At 45.2% G+C, this 19,115-nt stretch carries 13 protein-coding genes; 4 read left to right on the top strand and 9 right to left on the bottom strand.

The features are described from left to right. Positions 1–3: 3 nt before the first annotated feature. On the bottom strand, positions 4–2,517 hold the full coding sequence (locus CLV93_RS13975; RefSeq protein ID WP_106542823.1) for a YbcC family protein: 2,514 nt from the start codon (positions 2,515–2,517) through the stop codon (positions 4–6). A 14-nt stretch (positions 2,518–2,531) separates the two neighbouring features. Next, positions 2,532–4,121 (bottom strand): proton-conducting transporter transmembrane domain-containing protein, encoded by a 1,590-nt coding sequence (locus tag CLV93_RS13980; RefSeq protein WP_106542824.1) that lies wholly within the window; start codon positions 4,119–4,121, stop codon positions 2,532–2,534. A gap of 125 nt (positions 4,122–4,246) precedes the next feature. Here CLV93_RS13980 and CLV93_RS13985 point away from each other — a divergent pair, with 125 nt between their 5' ends. After that, complete coding sequence (locus CLV93_RS13985; protein WP_106542825.1) at positions 4,247–5,143, top strand: LysR substrate-binding domain-containing protein; 897 nt, start codon at positions 4,247–4,249, stop codon at positions 5,141–5,143. 25 nt (positions 5,144–5,168) lie between these two features. Here the strand turns inward: CLV93_RS13985 and CLV93_RS13990 are convergent, their stop codons facing one another. From CLV93_RS13990 to CLV93_RS14005, 4 genes are all read right to left on the bottom strand, one after another. Then, entirely contained in the window at positions 5,169–5,705 is a 537-nt protein-coding gene (locus CLV93_RS13990; protein WP_106542826.1) for a hypothetical protein, read from the bottom strand. Positions 5,706–5,744: 39 nt separating this feature from the next. Further along, complete coding sequence (locus CLV93_RS13995; RefSeq protein WP_106542827.1) at positions 5,745–6,281, bottom strand: hypothetical protein; 537 nt, start codon at positions 6,279–6,281, stop codon at positions 5,745–5,747. 219 nt (positions 6,282–6,500) lie between these two features. Beyond that, the gene (locus tag CLV93_RS14000; RefSeq protein ID WP_106542828.1) at positions 6,501–7,049 is read right to left on the bottom strand and encodes a hypothetical protein; all 549 of its coding nucleotides are present in this window, start codon (positions 7,047–7,049) and stop codon (positions 6,501–6,503) included. A gap of 14 nt (positions 7,050–7,063) precedes the next feature. Further along, complete coding sequence (locus tag CLV93_RS14005) at positions 7,064–8,434, bottom strand: YopA family protein (protein ID WP_106542829.1); 1,371 nt, start codon at positions 8,432–8,434, stop codon at positions 7,064–7,066. An 830-nt stretch (positions 8,435–9,264) separates the two neighbouring features. Here CLV93_RS14005 and CLV93_RS14020 point away from each other — a divergent pair. The 3 genes from CLV93_RS14020 to CLV93_RS14030 all read left to right on the top strand — a co-directional run bounded on the left by CLV93_RS14020 (position 9,265) and on the right by CLV93_RS14030 (position 16,175). Further along, on the top strand, positions 9,265–10,005 hold the full coding sequence (locus CLV93_RS14020; protein WP_106542832.1) for a DUF6261 family protein: 741 nt from the start codon (positions 9,265–9,267) through the stop codon (positions 10,003–10,005). 561 nt (positions 10,006–10,566) lie between these two features. Then, positions 10,567–13,938, top strand: a complete 3,372-nt coding sequence (locus CLV93_RS14025; protein WP_106542833.1) for a PAS domain S-box protein — start codon at positions 10,567–10,569, stop codon at positions 13,936–13,938. A 506-nt stretch (positions 13,939–14,444) separates the two neighbouring features. Continuing rightward, on the top strand, positions 14,445–16,175 hold the full coding sequence (locus tag CLV93_RS14030; protein WP_106542834.1) for a sensor histidine kinase: 1,731 nt from the start codon (positions 14,445–14,447) through the stop codon (positions 16,173–16,175). 41 nt (positions 16,176–16,216) lie between these two features. Here CLV93_RS14030 and CLV93_RS14035 read toward each other — a convergent pair whose 3' ends face one another. From CLV93_RS14035 to CLV93_RS14045, 3 genes are all read right to left on the bottom strand, one after another. Beyond that, the gene (locus CLV93_RS14035) at positions 16,217–17,218 is read right to left on the bottom strand and encodes an aldo/keto reductase (RefSeq protein WP_106542835.1); all 1,002 of its coding nucleotides are present in this window, start codon (positions 17,216–17,218) and stop codon (positions 16,217–16,219) included. A 95-nt stretch (positions 17,219–17,313) separates the two neighbouring features. Beyond that, positions 17,314–18,510, bottom strand: a complete 1,197-nt coding sequence (locus tag CLV93_RS14040; protein ID WP_106542836.1) for a multidrug effflux MFS transporter — start codon at positions 18,508–18,510, stop codon at positions 17,314–17,316. A 34-nt stretch (positions 18,511–18,544) separates the two neighbouring features. Next, positions 18,545–18,850, bottom strand: coding sequence for a YciI family protein (locus tag CLV93_RS14045; protein ID WP_106542837.1), 306 nt, complete (start codon positions 18,848–18,850; stop codon positions 18,545–18,547). Positions 18,851–19,115 lie beyond the last annotated feature (265 nt).

Raw genomic sequence — 19,115 nt, forward strand, 5'->3', positions numbered from 1 at the left:
ATTTTAAGCCACTAGTGCTCCTTTTTCAGATTCACTAACCGATGTCCAACGCAAGTTTCCGAGGTATCGCTGTGTGATTTGTCCTGCTTCATTCATGGCCAGTAAATTTATCCAGCCATGGTCGCATAGATTTTTTACAATTCCGTTTGCCTCCAATACTTTGTTCATGGCTTCAATTGGAGCTTCGATGACAACATTCAGCCGGTGGGGTAAATGCTGATATTGTTCTCCATCATGTAACGACTGCCATGGTAATCCGACACGCAAATCGCCTGAATACCCTTCCAAAACACCAATACCTCCCGTTACATTATGAAGCGTTTTATTTCCCGAACCGAAATTCTTATTGTCAACCAGAGAAGCATAATACTGGAGATTGATCCAACTGGTTACAACCATCGGCGCAGTCATGATCAATTCAAGCACATCGAAGTCCTCGTCTGATTTCCAATTGTAGGAGTGCAAAAAGGATTTTCCGCCCAGGTCGATATGTGCCGTCCGCTCGCGGGGAGCAACAATAAAAGTATTACAGCCTGCCAGTCCCCATTCGGGCCTCACCTGCGACCAATCCTTACTCCTGCGTAAAATGGCTTTATCGATGTCCTTCCCGGTGTCTGTTAAGAGGCGCACCGCCCGTTCACTCCGCGAAATCCGGCCCGCAAGAGCTAACCACTCTTTTAGTTCGGTTAAGTCGGCTAAATGACTTTCAGGAAGTTCCTCTTCGTTAAGCAACTGCACATCATCGGTTGTCGTATCGTGCAGAGCTGCCACAAAAAGGGTTTCGTCGGGAATGAAAATGTTTCGTTGGGCAAGTCCTTTTCTCACTGCCGGGTTGTTGAGTACTTTTACTGCCACACGAGAGTTCGCTTCACCACTGTGACCGCCACAGGCACCACAATCCAGCCCGGTAGCGTGAGGATTATTCACCGATGATGAGCCGTGACCGGCAATCAATACAATTCTGGCAAAATGGTCGGTAAACGACATCGCTTTCAACGCCGAAAAAGCCATCTCAATTTGTTCTTCCATGGACATACCAACGGCTTGATCATTCAGTTGTCTTACATCAAGACTGATGTCTGCCTGCTGATAGGCACCATATTTTATTCCTTCACTTGCCGGATGAGGAACAGGCCGGGTAAGGCCGAATGCATCCGTGTACATCTTCGGAAGATAGGATATACCTACAGGTCCCATAAAACTGAAACACGAAACGGCGCCTTTTTTAAACGATTTCCAGGCTTTCTCCACCTGGTGATGGAGCAAACGCTGTTTTACAGCCTTTTGATGCGCCTCTATTTCAGGAATTACCTCCATTACCTTCGTCTTGGCAGGAATGAGAACCGGACATTGGTTTTCGCCGGTTTCATGGCCGATAGGAACATGTTCCACCGGAAAACCAAAAAATCCGGCGACACCCATGGTCTGAACCCGCGACGATACATGTTCCAGGTTTCGGCGGAATAGTTCCGAGCGAACATCGATGCAGAATATGGCCTGAACCAGAGGCTCCCTATTAGGAATATATTTTTTGGTATTTGCCTTATTGACCTGTTGAATTAACTGACGTTGATTAGCATTATCATACGCCTGCTGAAGGATAAGGCGATGACCAAGCAGACTATCTACCTGCTTTTCATTACCGATTTCTTCCAGTTGTTTGATGTTTTCCTGCCAGTGCTTTTTCAAATCAGGTTGTTGAACAGAATCCAACAGGCAACTCTCCCAACTGAGCAATGCACTGAGAAACATCAGCAAATGCCCCTGTTCTCCTCCATACAACCGATTATCCCAATCTAAACCGGCCATATAAGCCGACCAACCGCCCACTCGCTGTAGAAGGGTGTGCAAGTAGATACCCAGCGACTTTTCTGTTAATTGCAGGCGTTCGATGCTTTCCGTTGCAGCCTGGAACGGCTCATTGGGAAGAGTTTTCAACGCTTTCCCGAAACCTCTTAGTCCCATAATGTACGGTGTTACATCGGTGAGGGTTTCGATTTTCCAGGACGTGAAAATATCCTGACCCGGAGCTGCCGTTCGCCACAAAGCCTGACCTTTATCGAAATAAGCCGCAGCCCAGCCGCTGATTCGTTCTATCATCCATGCACTCCAGTCTTTCGCGGTCAACTGAGCTGCTACATCGGCTACGAGAGCGACTCTTCGCCGGGGCCGATTGGCATCTGATTCGCGTTCAACTTGCTTTAAAAAATCATGAACAGAAACGTCTTCAAACTCATCGTATCCTGATAAAGCATTTTCCAAATCATCGTACGAAATCTCTTTCTTGCGGACAGCGTCGAGATAAAAAGAGACCGGCATGGTCATCTGTACACCTCCTGTTTTTGAAAGAAGATTGGCTGCCTCTTCAAATGATTTGTCTCTTAGCCCCCAGTAGGGATTCACGGCAACAAAGTTTTCGAGCGACCAAAGAGGCGCTATTTTTTGGCACGTATCCTCCATGATGGAATGTACAGAACGTGCGTCCAACATCGTTTTTCTATTGATATAATTTCCCATTCTTTTAGCTTTTACTACTTCAACTTTTGAGAGAGATATTGAATATCGAAAGCACCTGTCAATCGGTCAAAAAATGCATTAACATAGAAGCCATTCCGGAAATGAACCCCCAGCTTCTGCCAGAAAATGGTATGTTTTACCACCGGAGCGATAATCTGAATGAAAACGGTGACAGCGAACACTGCTAATACCGAAACGATCAGGAGTTTAGTTAGCGTATTCGGCTCTATCAGCTCAGGCAGTTGCGTGTGGAGCAGATAATGGGATACACTCTCCAGTGAGAAGAACAGAAGTGCCACCAGAATGCTTAACAGGGAGGCTCTCACGACGCTGATCCAGTAACCATCGGAATCGAGAGCAGGTGCAATAATCTGCGATAAGCCCATCACGACAATGGCACCCGTAGCCAACAACGCAAAATCTCTTGAATGATCGATTCCCCAAAATGCTGAAAACACAAAATAGATAAGGAAGGCAAAAAAGATACTTACGGCTATCTTTATTGGATTCCCTGTACGTCTCGGTTCTTTTATCCTGGAAGCCCGAATGGTGTCAACGGTGCTGCCCGAGGCCAGAAAAGCATGCGCCTTGTAAAAGCTATGGGATACCAGGTGCAACATCGCTGCCGGATAAACCCCGATGCCACAAACCAGAAGCATAAATCCCATGTGCGCTACGCTCGAATACCCCAGCGCAGTTTTCACAGAGGCCTGAGTCATGTAAGATACCGATGCAATTAAGGCTGTTAATGCCCCCATGATAATCAAAAGGACTGGTGCAGCAATGGAATGGCTGACCAAAAACGCCATCCGGATCATTAGAAAAGGGCCTGCGTTCAGTAGCCCCGCGTGTAAAAGTGCCGAAACCGGAGTCGGTGTTTCCATTACCTCAATCAGCCAGCCATGTGTTGGGAATTGTGCCGATTTCAACAGCGCCGCAATTGCGAGTAGCAACGCGGCTATCTCCACCCCAATTGGCAAATTCGCTGATTCTTTTACAGCCTTGAATATGGTCTCCAGGTTCCCGGTTGAATATTGCAGGTAAATTAAAATACTGGCGACGAGAAGTGATAAATCCCCCAGCCGCGCAACAATGAATTTCTTTCTTGCAGCGACAACTGCACGCCTTCTTTCAGGATAAAAAATCAACAATCGGTGAAGCATCAGACTGGTTAATACCCAGGACAAAAACAAAACCAGCAGATTTCCTGAAAGAACCAGGAACTGCACAGCCGCAATAGTAGCTGAAAGTCTTCCCATGAAAACACCATGCCGTGCATCACCATCTAAATAATTACGGCTAAACTTTATGATGATAAACCCTAGCAGGGCAATCATGCTATACATGAGCATACTCAGCGGATCGAGGCGGAACGTCAGTCCCAAACCCCCTAATTCCGGCGTTCCTCCTTCCGACGCTCCGTAGATAGCAACAAGCATTATCCCATATAAGGCTACAACCAGATTCACTTTCGTAGCTGCCGCACCCATCCTTATCACCGGAGCTGGACGTGTGCCCGGCCAAAAAGATGACAGAATGGAGGTAAGGATAAACAGCAATGGAGAAATTATGATGGGTACTACGAGCAATGTTTGGTTTACCATTTCATTTTCTTTTTAAGTTTTACATCAAAACCCGGCCTGGTTGTTTTTCATCTTTGGTACAAAGGAAAATCATTTAATTCATAAATTTTTATTTATATTTACTATGTTAATCATAAACGATATTTATGAACTATACCATCCAACAGCTGCGTATCTTCCTTAAAGTGGTGCAGGTGAACAGTATAACCAAGGCCTCGGAAGAGCTATTTATGACGCAGCCTGCAGTATCCATCCAGCTTAAAAAGTTCCAGGAGCATTTTGATATACCACTGACCGAAGTAATTGGACGACGGTTGTACATCACTGAATTTGGCTATGAGGTAGCCGAAATGGCTGAGAGGGCTATGAACGAGCTCAATGCGTTACAATTCAAAACGAGGGAGTACCAGGGAAAATTAACCGGGAGATTGCGTTTGTCATCTGCTTCTACCGGGAAGTATGTAATCCCTTATTTCCTGGCTGATTTTGTCGAGAAATACCCGGGGATAGATTTACGACTCGATGTAACCAATAAAAACATGGTGGTAGAAAGTATTCTGCAAAATGAAGTCGATTTTGCACTTGTCTCGGTGATGCCTGAAAATATTGAACTGGAAGAAGAGAAGCTGATTGATAATAAACTCTACCTGATTGGTAATACACCCAACTATCAGAAAGAAAAACCACTGATTTATCGCGAGCCGGGGTCGGCTACCCGTATTCAAATGGAAAAGTACTACAACGTTCATGAGAAAAAAAGTCGAAAGAAACTGGAATTAACCTCCAACGAAGCAGTAAAGGAAGCCATCATTGCTGGTTTGGGCTACTCCATCCTGCCACTCATCGGGGTCAAAAATGAATTGATCAACCATCAGTTGTTTATTCTTCCATCAAAAGATTTACCGGTGCATACATTTTGGCGATTGGTATGGCTAAAGAGCAAAAAACTGTCACCGGTTGCACAGGCTTACCTGGAGTTTATAAAAGCAAGCAAAGAAGAGATTATACGAAAACATTTTAGCTGGTACAGCAACTACCGGTAATTTATCTGCCGACGTTACACTTTTCCTAAAGCATAACGGTCATTATCTCCGTAACAAATTTATTTTGCTTCTCCCCTTCCCGCCCTTGCCGAACAGTATGATTCGCCATTGGGTAGCTGGCCACCTTAACGACTTCCCGTTCCGGCTGCCAGCGAATAACCGAACAAGCGCCCCACGAACGCATCGTAAACCGGGAACGGATTTTAATGATATGGTCCTGCTTTCCAATGTAGGTTACCACGTATTCGGCCGCCAATTCATCCCTCAGCCGCTCAAGCGGAAAATCTTCCTTCTTCCATTCCAACTGGTTCATCACGACTTCGGGAAAATCCGGAAATTCCGTTTCCGGCCCTTCGATATAATCCAAACGGGGTTTAAATCGCTTGACCAGGTACGCCCAATAAACGGCACTGAAAATAATGATCCACAGGGTACCGGTTGCCAACACCGAAAAATCGACCACTTCACCGGTGAATGCAGCTCTCAATATCCGATAAACCACAAAAATTCCCCACAGGATGAAAAAGTAGATAATGATGAGTTTTCGATAAGGCTTTAGCATATTTCATCACCGTTTCTAAAAGGCAACGAACTTCGCGGGCTACAGGTTCAAATTAATAATGAGCGATGCAATCGCCTCACTCTGCTTTCTTCCGGATCCTCCCTGTTTCATTGTCCGGTTCGACATCGGGTAGCTGGCTAGTAGCAAAATTCCTTCATTCTCTTGATAATGAATAAATGTACAGGCCCCCCACGACGACATGGAGAACCGATCCCGAAGCTTCATGATTCGCTCTCCTTCATCAACGTACGTTACTTCGTAAAAACGAACCAGTTCATTATGAAGCTTTTGAAATGAAAAACTGTTATTGGAGATTTCGACCTCTTTGGTAACCGTTGCCTTGAAAACAGGTGGTTGTGTCCCGGGGCTTTGAATGTAATCCAACCGCGGTTTAAATTCCCGGATAAGGACTCCCCAGTAAATCAAACTGAACAGGATAATCCAAACAATCCCGGTGACCAGCACCGGCGCATCCATCGGCCGCCCAAGCAGCCACACAGCCAACAGGCGCAGCAGGAGAAACATTCCCAGCAGCACAAAGAGGTAGGTCACAATTAGTTTCACATAAGGTTTCATTCGGTTAGTTATGATTTGTTATTGTATATCCCCTACGGGGAAATTCATCCTTTTCTATTCCGTTCTCTACGATACTGGAACCGCTACGCGGTATTCGGGCGCCATTGTTGACATTTCATTCGATTTTCTTCAAATCTCCAATGAACACGAACGATTGCCCGCAGGGCATCCGGTATTGTAGCAACACGTTTCCTACAACAACCATTTACGCCGTAGGCGTTACGCATCCTCCGGTTCATCTAGTACCTGAACCAGTTGTGCAAGCGCTTCGTTTTGTTCTTTCGCTTTCCGCGTGGCGGTCTTTGTGTATCCCGACATGGGAAAGCTCGACAATACCACCGTGCCACTCTCCTGCTGCCAGGCTACATGGGTCAGAATTCCCCAGGCCTTACGGTTATACGGTGTCCGGAACTTCATCACTCCGGCTTCTTCGTCCATATACGTCACATGCACATGTGGCGGCAGGATTTCGCGCAGACGCGTCACACTGAAACCGGCATCCGGCACCGCCACCTCCAGGGTTTGGGTATCCCGGAACTCCGGTTTAGCATTGGTGGCTGCCTCAATGTACCTGAGTTTCGGTTTGAAGGTAAACCAGAGCAGGCCCCAGTATATCACCTCGAAAAACACCGCCGAGGCCAAACCGGTCCAGACCACCGATTTATCAAACGTTATGTGCCCAAACAGGCTGAACAGATACATCGCACCGATGTAACCTCCCCAGTAAATAAAAAAAGTAATGATGATGATTTTGCGGAAAGATTTCATGAGTAATTATAATTTTAGCTTTTTGATTTTAAATAAGGCGATGGTTCTTCACCTTCTCCACTCCACATTGCACGTGAACACCGATTATAATACATTCCTTCGAACTCGAGAATGTTCAACATGGCTACTTCTATATACCATAATCCTAATTCCAAAGCCTCAAACTTTACGTCTCCATCTAAGTTTTTGATCTCCTTCCGTTTATTCTCCTGCGAATGCACTATTGAGTTCCGTATCAAAACAAACGCTTCAATTCCATCTTCCAATTTATTTTCTTTAATGAATAATCCTAATTTTTCTAGTGTTTCAGGACATTTGCTTTTAAGATTAATTTGAGATAATAGTAGACGAATCTTATTGGCTGCGGTTATATTCGCCCCATCCCTTCCTATTAGTAATTTTTGTTCTTCAATAATCAACCAGTTGTATAAAAGTTCGAGAGCAACTTGTGTCATAATGATTGCTCCTTCCAAGTATCCAGAATTCATATTGGCTTCGACATACCAGTGTATTATGGAGCGGGCAAAGTCTTTATTTTGTTTCCATAAGACTCTATAATTTCTCCATAGTGTGTCGAGTCCATCTATCGATACTTGCGCAGGCCAGGAAACTACGTATTTATAAGGATCGACAATTCGACTTGAAAAATCAGTCCATTTTACTTTCCCCTCATATACTCCTTGAATAAAAAGTGGAGCTGTTCTGCGGCCGTTTAGGAAAGTGAGGAATTTCTGGAAGCAGAATAGCAGATCTTGTAATTCACTATAATTAATGTCGCCTTGTCTTTTCTTAATCTCACCAGCATAGAGAGAAATAAATCCACCACTATCTTTCAATGCTCTATTTAACTTCTCAAAATCAGGAAATCTATCAATAAAAATTTCAAAATCATCATCTTCAAATTTAAGTCTGCTGTTAAAATATTGTCCATTTTCTTTTGTACCATCTTTTGTATTACTTCCATTAAAATACCTCAGGTTGGGAATAACAAAATTTAGACTTGTAACAGGTATTGTCTTATCACCTTGTACCGCATCATATGATATATATCCATTGATCGATATAATATCTGGTTTCGTACGGACTCCAAGAATAGAAGCTTTTCCAAAATACGCTTGCTCAATAAAAAGATCAATCTCTTCATCTTTTTCTAGTAACTTAAAGGCTTCTATTGAGCTACCACTAAACACCCCTTCAAAAAGGACTTCCCTTCTTGGAAACCAATTAAAATACAGATTTCCATCTACGTCAACACACATCGCATTATCTTGTACCTTGAAGCTTCCTCTAAATATCTCAATAGGTTTGTTGATCGATTCCATCATATAAGGAGAGGTCAGGATTCGCGGTGTCTTATCCCAAAACTCATCTTCTTTATTTTCCATATCAATTAGTATTGCTAGCTTAAATACAAGATGCGAGAACTTATAGATACAAATTTTTGGTTACGGTTTCCAATTTACCCATTTCATTTTACAATATATTCCTGTTCGCTACACTTTTTATTCGTTTCCACCGGAAATAGGGTGTATCCCCTACGGGAAAATGCTATTTGGCTACATTCCGTTCTACAATACGGCAACCGCTACGCGATATTCAGTTGCCATTGCCGGCATTTCATTGGTCTTGCATCAAATTACCATCTTACGCTCTACCGGAGAACCAAAAACCGGGCGCGTTCTCTCGTGTCCGGGAGCGCGGAAACAAAAAAATCACGCAACATTCTCGTGCCCTGACGCACGGGCACTTAAAAATCAAGCAACATTCTAATGCCCGGCGCCGCGGGGATGGAAAAAACACGCAACATTCTCGTGCACGGGAATACGGGGACGAAAAAATCACGTAACATTTTCATGCCCGGGAGCACTGGCACTGAAAAATCACGCAACATTCTTCTGCCCCAGCTCCCAGGGGCCAAAAAAATGAGCAACATTCTCTTGCCTATGTTCCAGCAAACGATTAAAATAGTTGATTTTAGTACCTTTCGTTTCGGCTAAACCAAACTAGTTATGACTTTTCTCCAATCGGCGCAGATAGCTATCTGATTTGCATGATATTATTTAGATTATGTCTAAATCACCGCCACAAAATGGACATTCAACGCCTGCATGCTCTTTTATGCCTAATTATATGATCATAAACATGTTTTTCGCTGTTGCCTCATAAAACGGATAGCCGTAACTTCTATCTTATTTTATCACCAAGACCAAAAATTATGGAACAAATTATCGATTTTAGCAGGGGGCGCCTGCGCAACAACGAACACTACCAGTTCATGTCCGATTTGAGTAAAATGATTACGGCGACCACTCCCGAAACGCTTGGCGTGGTAAACCAGTTTCCCGCTTTTACTGAAGTGCTAAGTAAAGAGGCTATCGCCATCGGGGTTGAAGATGGCAGCAGTCTGTCGAAAAAAATGAGCCTGCTGGATATTCGCCGCGATAACACCTGGAGCGCTATTAACTTCCGTATCAAATCGACCCTGACAAGCCCCATCGATGAAGAGGCGGAAAGCGCGGCCTTACTGGAACGGCTGATGAACCAGCACGGAAATGTACGCGAACTTCCCTACAATGAGGAAACCGCTGCTGTGCAAAGTCTCGTGAAGGATTTGCAGGGTGAAACGTATGCTCCCCATGTAGCCCAAATCGGACTGACCTCCTGGGTAGAAGCGCTGAAGAGCCAAAATGAGGAATTTGCCACGACTTTCAATCTGCGTAACAGCGAAATGGCCGGCCGCCCCAATGGTAATGTTAAATCAGTACGACAGGAACTGGACCCGCTGTACGACGAAATCGTCGACCGCATTAACGCAGCTATCACGCTGGAGATAGCTGCCGATGGCGTGAAAACGTTTGTGAACGAGTTGAACGAAAAAATCAGGTACTATCAGAATACCCTGGCCATTCGCAGCGGCCGCAGTCAGAAGGACGAAGCTGAGGCAGAAGAAGCCTGATGAATAGAATTGTTGTTGCTTTGGCATAGCCATATGCCATATGGATTTTAGGTTAAACAAAAGCCGCAGCGAGTATTTCGTTGCGGCTTTCTTTATTAAAATTCCTCTCGGATAAACTTCGATTCCGGTTACCGCAGTAAACACATAAATGCTCCTGCGCTATAGATTTTGTTCAATCAACGTTATTTAGATTAAAAATAAATTAACCTCTTCTATTATTTTACACCTACGGAATATAAAGCGGTGGAAGCCATTGGATAAACTTCGTTTTCTTCGCTCTACGATAACATGACAAATAAACTTATTGACTAATGGTTTTTTCCTTATTTTCGCCCCTCATTTTGGAGCTATTTTATACTCCCAATGCCGCCATAATCGTCTATCGGTGCACAACAGTGGTCATCTCCAGAGAATGGAAACGAGGATTATGATACGTTATGTACGAAATAGTATAAATACAGTGGCGGAAAATGAAAAGACAGGTAATAATAAGGTTTGATTTTGCGTTTAGTTTTTTGAAAGCAAGCATCAGCACAATGTAAGATATAGAGAGGACGAAAGATGTATAAGAAGAGATGGCAGGGCATCTGCATTACGCTGCTTCTGGTTGTTTTATTTCCGTTTCATGGCATATCAAACACCACACAGAGCCGCGGCATGATTTCCATCGCGGATGCCAAACTGGATGTTGATAATAATTATGTACCCGACCGTTTAGGAGAACCGGTCACCATAGCCGGACGGGTAACGGTTGGCTCCGGAGTGTTGCGTACCCAAAAACTGTTTATCGCTCTTCAGGACCAATCGGCAGGCATTTTTATCTACCAGCCAGAATATAATGGTCCGAAGATTCATGCCGGCGACAGCCTCCGCGTAACCGGGGTTATCGATCAATACCACGGCCTCACTCAACTTGTCCATCCGGTTATTACCTTTTGCGAAACCAGTCACCGTCAAATTCCCCCTGCAGTGTCTATCCGTGATGGCTCGTACGAAAAACTGGAAGGAAGGCTGGTAAAGGTAATGGGCCGCATCATCAACAAAGGGGTCAATGATGGAGGAAATTACTTGCTGATTGCCCCCGGTGCCGGAACCAATAATACCCTTTTTGTTTTCAATGCCTGGAGACATCGCGATACATCGCTGTTCGATAAATACAAAGCTGGAGAGATGGTCGAAATCACCGGACTGCTTTCGCAGTTCGACAGCCGCGGTGAACCCGATGGTGTGTACCAACTGCTTCCCCGCAGTAAAGCCGATTTACAAATTGTACAATATAGCCCCGGTTATTACAGCCGGCTGGCATTGCTTGTTGGCTGCATCGCCATAGCCATATTGGCCTTTAACCTGATTCTGCAAAAAAGGGTGCGACAGCGGACCCGCAAACTGAAAGCGTCGGAAAGCCGGTTCGCGAAGCTGACGGAAACTACCACTTCAGCGATACTAATCTACCAGAATGGACAATTCGTCTACCAAAACCCCGTGATGGCATCGATTACCACCGGAGGTGACCTGAACCGGCTCCTGGATCAATGGACTGAAGAACTGAAAAAAACTGGCAGGACAATCAACGCTCCATCTGAATTTCGCTATACCTCCATCGACGGCCAAACGTTCTGGTTCACCTACACATCGGAGCCCATTGCCTGGAACGACCGGGATGCCCTGATTATCACCGCAACCAATATTACCCAACGCAAACAAACAGAAGAAGAACTCAGACGCAGTGAGGAGCGTTTTCAATCCATGGCCCAGGCAGCTACCGTTGGAATTTTCCGTACGCGTCCGGATGGCTACACCACCTATGTAAACCCCAAATGGAGCGAACTTTCCGGGCTGCCGTTAAGTCAAGCTACCGGATACGGCTGGATGGAAGCCGTTCACCCGGATGACCGGGACTGGTTATTGCAACGCTGGTCGGACGATCGTGAATCCTCGCATGAGTCGGTCGCCGAATACCGCTTTCTGCGCCCGGATGGAACTGTGCGATGGGTATTAGGCGATGCTGTTCCTGAGTTTGACAGCCGGGGAGAACTGATTAGCTTCGTCGGAACCATTACCGACATTACCCAGCAGAAACAGGCCCAACAGGAAATTCGTCAAAGCGAAGAAAAATACAAGTACCTGTTCTATCAGAATCCGCAACCTTTGCTTATTTACTGTACGGAGAGTCTGAGGTTCATTGAGGTGAATGAACGTGCCATCAGGCACTATGGCTATTCCCGGGAAGAGTTTTTGAACATGACCGTGGAAGACATCCGGCCACCGGAAGATGCAGCTGCGGTACGAAAAGCGATTAAAGAGCAGAAAACCAAATACAAAGACTATGGCACCTGGCGACATCTGAAGAAAAATGGTGAAGTCATCCAGGTAGAGATTGCCAATCATGAAATTGAATATAATGGTAAACCGGCCCGTATTGTATTGATCAACGACGTAACAGAACGGTTAAAAGCACAGCAGAAACTGGAAGAGAGCGAGAAATCACTAAACACGGCTCAGGAAATTGCTCGTATGGGCGACTGGGAATACGATCTTGTACACAACCAAACGACGTGGTCAGATAATAATTTCCGTTTGTTCGACTTAGTCCCCGGGGAGACCAAGCCCACTTTCGAGTATTTCATCAACCGGGTACATCCGGAAGACCGGAAGCTAGTTGAATTAGCCAACCGGAAAATGATGGAAACCCATCAACCTACAGATTTTGATTTTCGGATAACCGACAAAAACGGACAAACAATCTGGTTATCCAATAATATCGTCCCCTACTTTAAAGATGGTCAACTGATTCGGCTGAAAGGCGTCAACATTGATATCACCGAACGAAAACAAATTCTGGAACGGTTAAAGTTGCTCAATACCTCCATCGAACAGAGTCCGATTAGTATCGTCATTACTGATCCGGAAGGAGTGATCGAATTTGTCAACCCGAACTTCACCCGGAAAACAGGGTATCTATTCAACGAAGCGGTAGGCAATACGATGCGTATTATCAAATCGGGTGCTCATACCAATCAGTTCTACCGTGAGATGTGGGAAACCATCAAAAGCGGGAAAGTCTGGAATGGGGAGATTCAAAACCGGAAAAAAAACGGTGAACTGTTTTGGGATAAAGTACTGATATCACCGGTTAAGGATGACCATAGCCAAATAACACATTTCGTTTCCATTAAAGAAGACATCACCGAAAAAAAGCGGTTGTTTGACGAATTGGTAGAAGCAAAGGAGAAGGCGGAAGAGAGCAACCGCCTGAAAAGCGCTTTCCTGGCCAATATCAGTCACGAAATCCGTACCCCAATGAACAGCATTCTCGGTTTTTCCGAATTGTTGCAATCGTCCGATTTATCCGTGGAAGAGAAAGAGGAGTTTTTCGATATCATCGAACAAAGCGGCAAACGGATGTTGAAGACCATCACGAAAATCGTGGAGATTTCCCGGCTCGACACCAACCAGGTTGAATTGGTTGCTTCAACAGTCCCGGTTAATTTAATGCTTCGAAAGCTGGAGCAACAATTTAAAACCCGCGCATCGGAAAGACAACTTGTTCTATCGCTTGAACCCGGCTTGCCTGACGAGCAGGCGTTGGTGCACACCGATGAAGAGAAGCTGGAAACCGTGGTCAGATACCTGCTCAACAATGCCTTTAAATATACCCATAGAGGTTCGGTGCGATTTGGTTACCGCCCGAATGGCAAAATGCTTCAGTTTTTTGTAGAAGATACCGGCATTGGCATGAATGAAAGTGCGTGCCGGAAGATTTTTCGTCCCTTCGTACAGACGGACGGCACTTATACCCGCAGTTACGAAGGGCTAGGACTGGGCCTGGTAATCGCCAAGGGCTATGTCGAAAAACTCGGTGGGAAAATTGAACTGGAATCGGAATTCAAAAAGGGAACGACCGTTACCTTCACCCTTCCCTTTCGAACCTGACCGGGAAGTGAAGAAATATTACAGAAAAATGCCATTTTTTTTTACTGCGTAACACAATTGCTACAAGAAGGTTACAACAGAGACGATATTTTTTTGGCTCTTTGACTGGTAAACAACGGCAATATTTTTTCAGACTGGCCGTTGTTTTTTTAGGTAGCATGTGATCATCCCGATTGCAATGTTGTATTTCGATGGGTTAACGTGCTCCTAATTGCCTTTTATTTCCATGGGGGCCCAGCATTACCGCATGAATATTCGGAAATATTGAAACCTTTTTGCTCCTCAATATCTACTGAATTTCAACACCCTCCCGGGCCCCCTTCTTTTCTTTGTTCAGCGATATCCGGCGGGTGCTGTAGTTCGCTAAAATATTTTGTCACAAATCAGCGTTTTTTCACAAAAAATATTTTTCCTTTGCAGCCGACTTAAAATTTAGATGTAGCCCCAATTATTTAGCCTCCATACATTTTCAACTATTAACGGCCCACTCATTAGCTTGTAGAAAAATGAATTTGCGTCCCCCCGGACTTAAAAAACGGTTTAATTTCTTTGCTTTAGGAAAAACCGGTCTGACATTGATCGTCTTCTTGCTGATCGACATTTACTGGATATTTACCACACGTGACTACGTGGAGGCCTCGAAGCTTGAGCCTTATACACATCATATTATGGCATCCATGGCTCGAGCGCAATCGCAACTAACGGCCGCCCGGAATCATTATTTCGAATTTTACCTCTCGAAGGATTCACTCGCACGCGATTCCGCCGCCGAACACATCGCGAACTTTGAGCGGCTGCTGAACAACGTCCGTCGGATGGCGAGCGATTCGGAACAGATTCGACGGCTGCAGAATATTACTGTACTATTAAACGATTCGCTCAAAAAAGCATCATTGCCGGATGGCTACCAGCCCGACCAGTTGAACGGAAACCAACTGCATATTGTCATTCCGGAATTGAGATACCTGAAAATGCTCGATGATAGCATCGTTGCGTTTCACAGCCGGGAAAAAGAGATCCTGCAGAGCCGCCTGGAGATTTTTACCAGAACATTCCATCGCGCGATGGCGGTAAGTATCCTGGTTTTACTGACCAACTTATTCCTGATTTTCTTTTTTGCCTGGCAAGTCCGGAGAAAAATTCTGGAACGCCAAAATGCGAATGAGGAATTAGCCCGCCGGCAAGAGAGTTATAAGACCATACTGGGGAATATACCTTTATCGGTAGCGCTGTCGAACATCCACACAGGCGAAATCATCTATATCAATCAGACCTTTCAGCAGCATTTCGAAGTTACCGCGAATGATGAAGCAGAAGAAGTATTTCAAAAGTTGCGAATCGGCTTTACCACACCGAAGCGCGCAAAAGAAAAAACAAAAAGTGCTGAATATTGCTGGAAAATGGCCAATGGCGAACATCATATCTACTTGTACGAAGCTAATGTCGTACAAATACACGATGAAGAATTAATACTACACGCGCTACTGGATATTACCGCCAGGAAGAATTACGAAAAGGAACTGAAAAAGTCGCAGCACAAGCTTCAGGAAACCCTGGATGCCAAAGATAGGTTTTTCTCGATTCTGTCACACGACATTCGTTCACCGCTGAGCACGGTAATCGGCTTTTCCGATTTACTAGTGGAAGAGACTGACCACCCATATGCAAAAACCATTTGTGAAACGTCCGAAAATCTGCTAACCCTGCTGAACAATGTGCTTCAGTGGTCGAGGGCACAATCAGGAACCATGCGTTTCCAACCGGCAATGGTAAACCTGCATCAGATTGTCGAACAGGTCTACTCCATTCATCGAAGCACCGCCGGGGAAAATGGGATTCGTCTGTCTAACGAGGTAACGCCGGATGAAGAGTGGACAGCAGATCCTTATATGCTGGAAACTATTCTGCGAAACCTGGTATCGAATTCCCTGAAGTTTACCAGCAACGGGGATTCGATTACTGTCTCTGCCCGGAAAAAACAAAATAACCTGTTAATTGAAGTAATAGATACAGGAAGTGGCATAGCACCGGAGAAACTACCAACGCTGTTTTCTCTGAGGAAATATAACGGAACCCCTCAAAAATCTGGCAACAATAGCGGATTGGGATTACTCCTGTGCAAAGAGTTGGTCAAACGCCACCAGGGAACGATTTCAGCGGAAAGCATTCCCGGAAAGGTAACAATCTTCAAAATCAGGCTACCCGAAATATCAAAGATATCGCCTGCCATTCACTAAAGAATCAACAGGCGACATGCAATTATTTTGCCGTGACTGGCTTATTTCGATGCCTGGTCGGCCAGTTTTTTGCTGTACCGGGCACCAATATCGGGATACTGTTTCAGTAGTGCTTCAATCGCGTTTAAGTCAGCGCCGGAAAGTTCGACATCCACGGCACCGGCATTGTCTTCGAGGTATTTTATACGTTTCGTTCCGGGAATCGGGATGATATCGTCGCCCTGAGCCAGTACCCAGGCAAGCGCCAGCTGAGCAGGAGTACAACCTTTTTTACCAGCTAACTCAGCGAAAGCTGCTGCCAGTTTCTGGTTGTTATCCCAGTGCTTTCCGCTATAGCGTGGCAATGACTTCCGGAAGTCGGTATCGGTCAAACCGGAAACATCCAGTTTGTTGGTCATCAATCCACGGGCCAGTGGCGAGAACGGAACCAACGAGATTCCCAACTCACGAATAGTCGGTAATATTTCATTCTCCACATCGCGGGTTAACAGCGAATATTCGCTTTGCAACGCCTGAATGGGATGCACCGCATTTGCTTTACGGATCGATTCAGCGGAAGCTTCACTAAGACCGAGGTAACGGACCTTTCCCTCTTTCACCAGCTCAGCCATCGCTCCTACGGTCTCCTCGATGGGCACATTCGGGTCGACCCGATGTGCGTAATACAAATCGATGGTGTCGATGCCCAGTCTTGTCAGGCTTTTCTCTACCGCCTGCTTGATCCACTTGGGAGAGCAGTCAATGTAGGCTCCGTTGGCGTTCGGCACGTAACCGGTTCCTTCCGGAAAACGGAATCCAAACTTCGTCGCTAAAAAGACTTTTTCGCGCTTATTCTTCAACAATTTGGAAAGCAATTCTTCATTGGCCCCGTTGCCATACACATCGGCTGTATCCAGGAAGTTGATTCCCAATTCCAATGCCCTGTCCAGCGTAGCCAAACTCTCTTTCTCATTGGCAGGTCCGTAGGCAAAGCTCATTCCCATGCAGCCCAGTCCTACTGCCGACAGTTTCTCTTCTGTTTTTCCGAGTTTTCTGTATTTCATATGCACATTTTTTGGATCGATTATTCAGGTAGTCACCATTAAAACAGTCGCCCAAACCTTTTGTTTCCAATTAAGAGAAGTAGTCTCGAAGAGATTTAGCTTCGCTTAAACAAGAGGTAAAACAAATTGGCCAGTAATGACAGGCTAAACATGACCACCCCAATGGGAACCAGATCACCCGATTGAAACAAAGCCGGAATGGTTCCCGCAATGAAGCTCAGAATGAACCGGGACACTCCAATGGTAGCATTGGCCGAGCCGCTAATCTCCGGCATCAGATTTAGGATTACTGCTGTACCATTACCGAATATCAATCCCAGGCTACCCACAAACAACACAATGGCTCCAAAAACAAGCGCGAAAGGCGGATGATGAAGCGAAACACCAACCAACATCAAAACACCGCCAATTAGTTGAATGATAAGCCCTAATTTCATCATTTGCTCGGGCTCTTTATTTTTTAACCGCCAATTATTGAGCAACGACAACGCGATATACAAAACCACATTCGAACCAAATAGCAAGGGGAAAACGCGATGAGTGAAACCGTAGTATTCTATGTAAATAAAAGAGGAACTGGTGATGAAGGTAAACATGCCCGCCGTAGCGAAACTAATGGTCATGAGCATCAGAACCGGACGACGATGGCTGAAGAATATCCGGTATTTCCCGATCAGCTGCTCTTTGGTAATGCGGTGCGTCAAATGGGTATGATGACGTGATTCGGGCATCACCGCAAGGAAAATAAGAAACAACACCGCCGCATAAACGGCCAGGAAGAAAAAGATGGAATGCCAGCCTCCCCAGTCAAGCAGAAACGAACCAATAACCGGAGCAAACAACGGTGCCAGCATCATGATCATCCCGATAAGGGTCGCCAGTTTAGCCACCTGCTTTCCCTCAAACCAGTCGCGCACGAAAACCATGGCAGTGACCGAGGCGAAACCGCCGCCGAATGCCTGTGTGGCTCTTAACAGCCATACCATCTCGACATTGGGAGCGAACGGTATGCTGGCTGATGATAATCCGTATAATAAAACGCCGGTTAACGCTATTTTTTTCCTACCGAAAGAATCAGACATCGGTCCACCAAATACATTCCCGGTAGCAAATCCCAGGAAATATAGCGTCAGCGTAATCTCAATCAGATGAATGCTAACACCAAACGATTTGGCCATGACCGGCATGGCAGACAAATACGTATCAATGCCGAATGGTGAGAGAGCTGTCAAAAAGGCCAATAAAACGGAAGTGACAGCGATGAAGTATTTGCTTGATTTGTGAATCGTCATAAATCTGTTCTGAATTTTAAATTCTTCCGAAGACTTAGCTGAACCAGGATTTCACCCCTTCCTGGCCGTCGTGAAAGCGGAACTCCACCACATGATATTCCTGTATTCCTGCTTTTTGGAACGGATCTTCTTCCAGAAAATCATCGACTTCCTTCCGCGATTCCGCCTTCATCAGAATAACGCCTCCACCGGAATGCGCCTTAGGTCCGGAGAAAAGTATCCAACCTTCATTGAATCCTTTTTGCAGATAAGTCAGATGTCCTTTGATTAACTTTTGCAATTCGTCCGGTTCAACCGGAAGCGGGTCATAAAACGTCCCTTCAATCATGAAATAAAGCATATGATTCTATTTTGATAAGTTTGAACCTGGAGTACACGTTCGTCCTGCGGAATGAAATAAGGTTCCCATAACTGGTTATCAGGTAATCGAAAAATCTTCAATTTGCGCTGAAAATAAAACAGAAAAGCCCGTTGTGAAGTACCGATGAATCCGCCAACCGAACGATGATATTTCATAATCGTCAAATTATGTTCGGGGAACAAAAGTAATGTACTTCGTTGGAGTTTCAACCTTGTTTAAAAACACCCGTAAGCGCTCTGACGGT

Origin of the sequence: Prolixibacter denitrificans, from assembly GCF_003014495.1 — a bacterium.
Lineage (GTDB): Bacteria > Bacteroidota > Bacteroidia > Bacteroidales > Prolixibacteraceae > Prolixibacter > Prolixibacter denitrificans.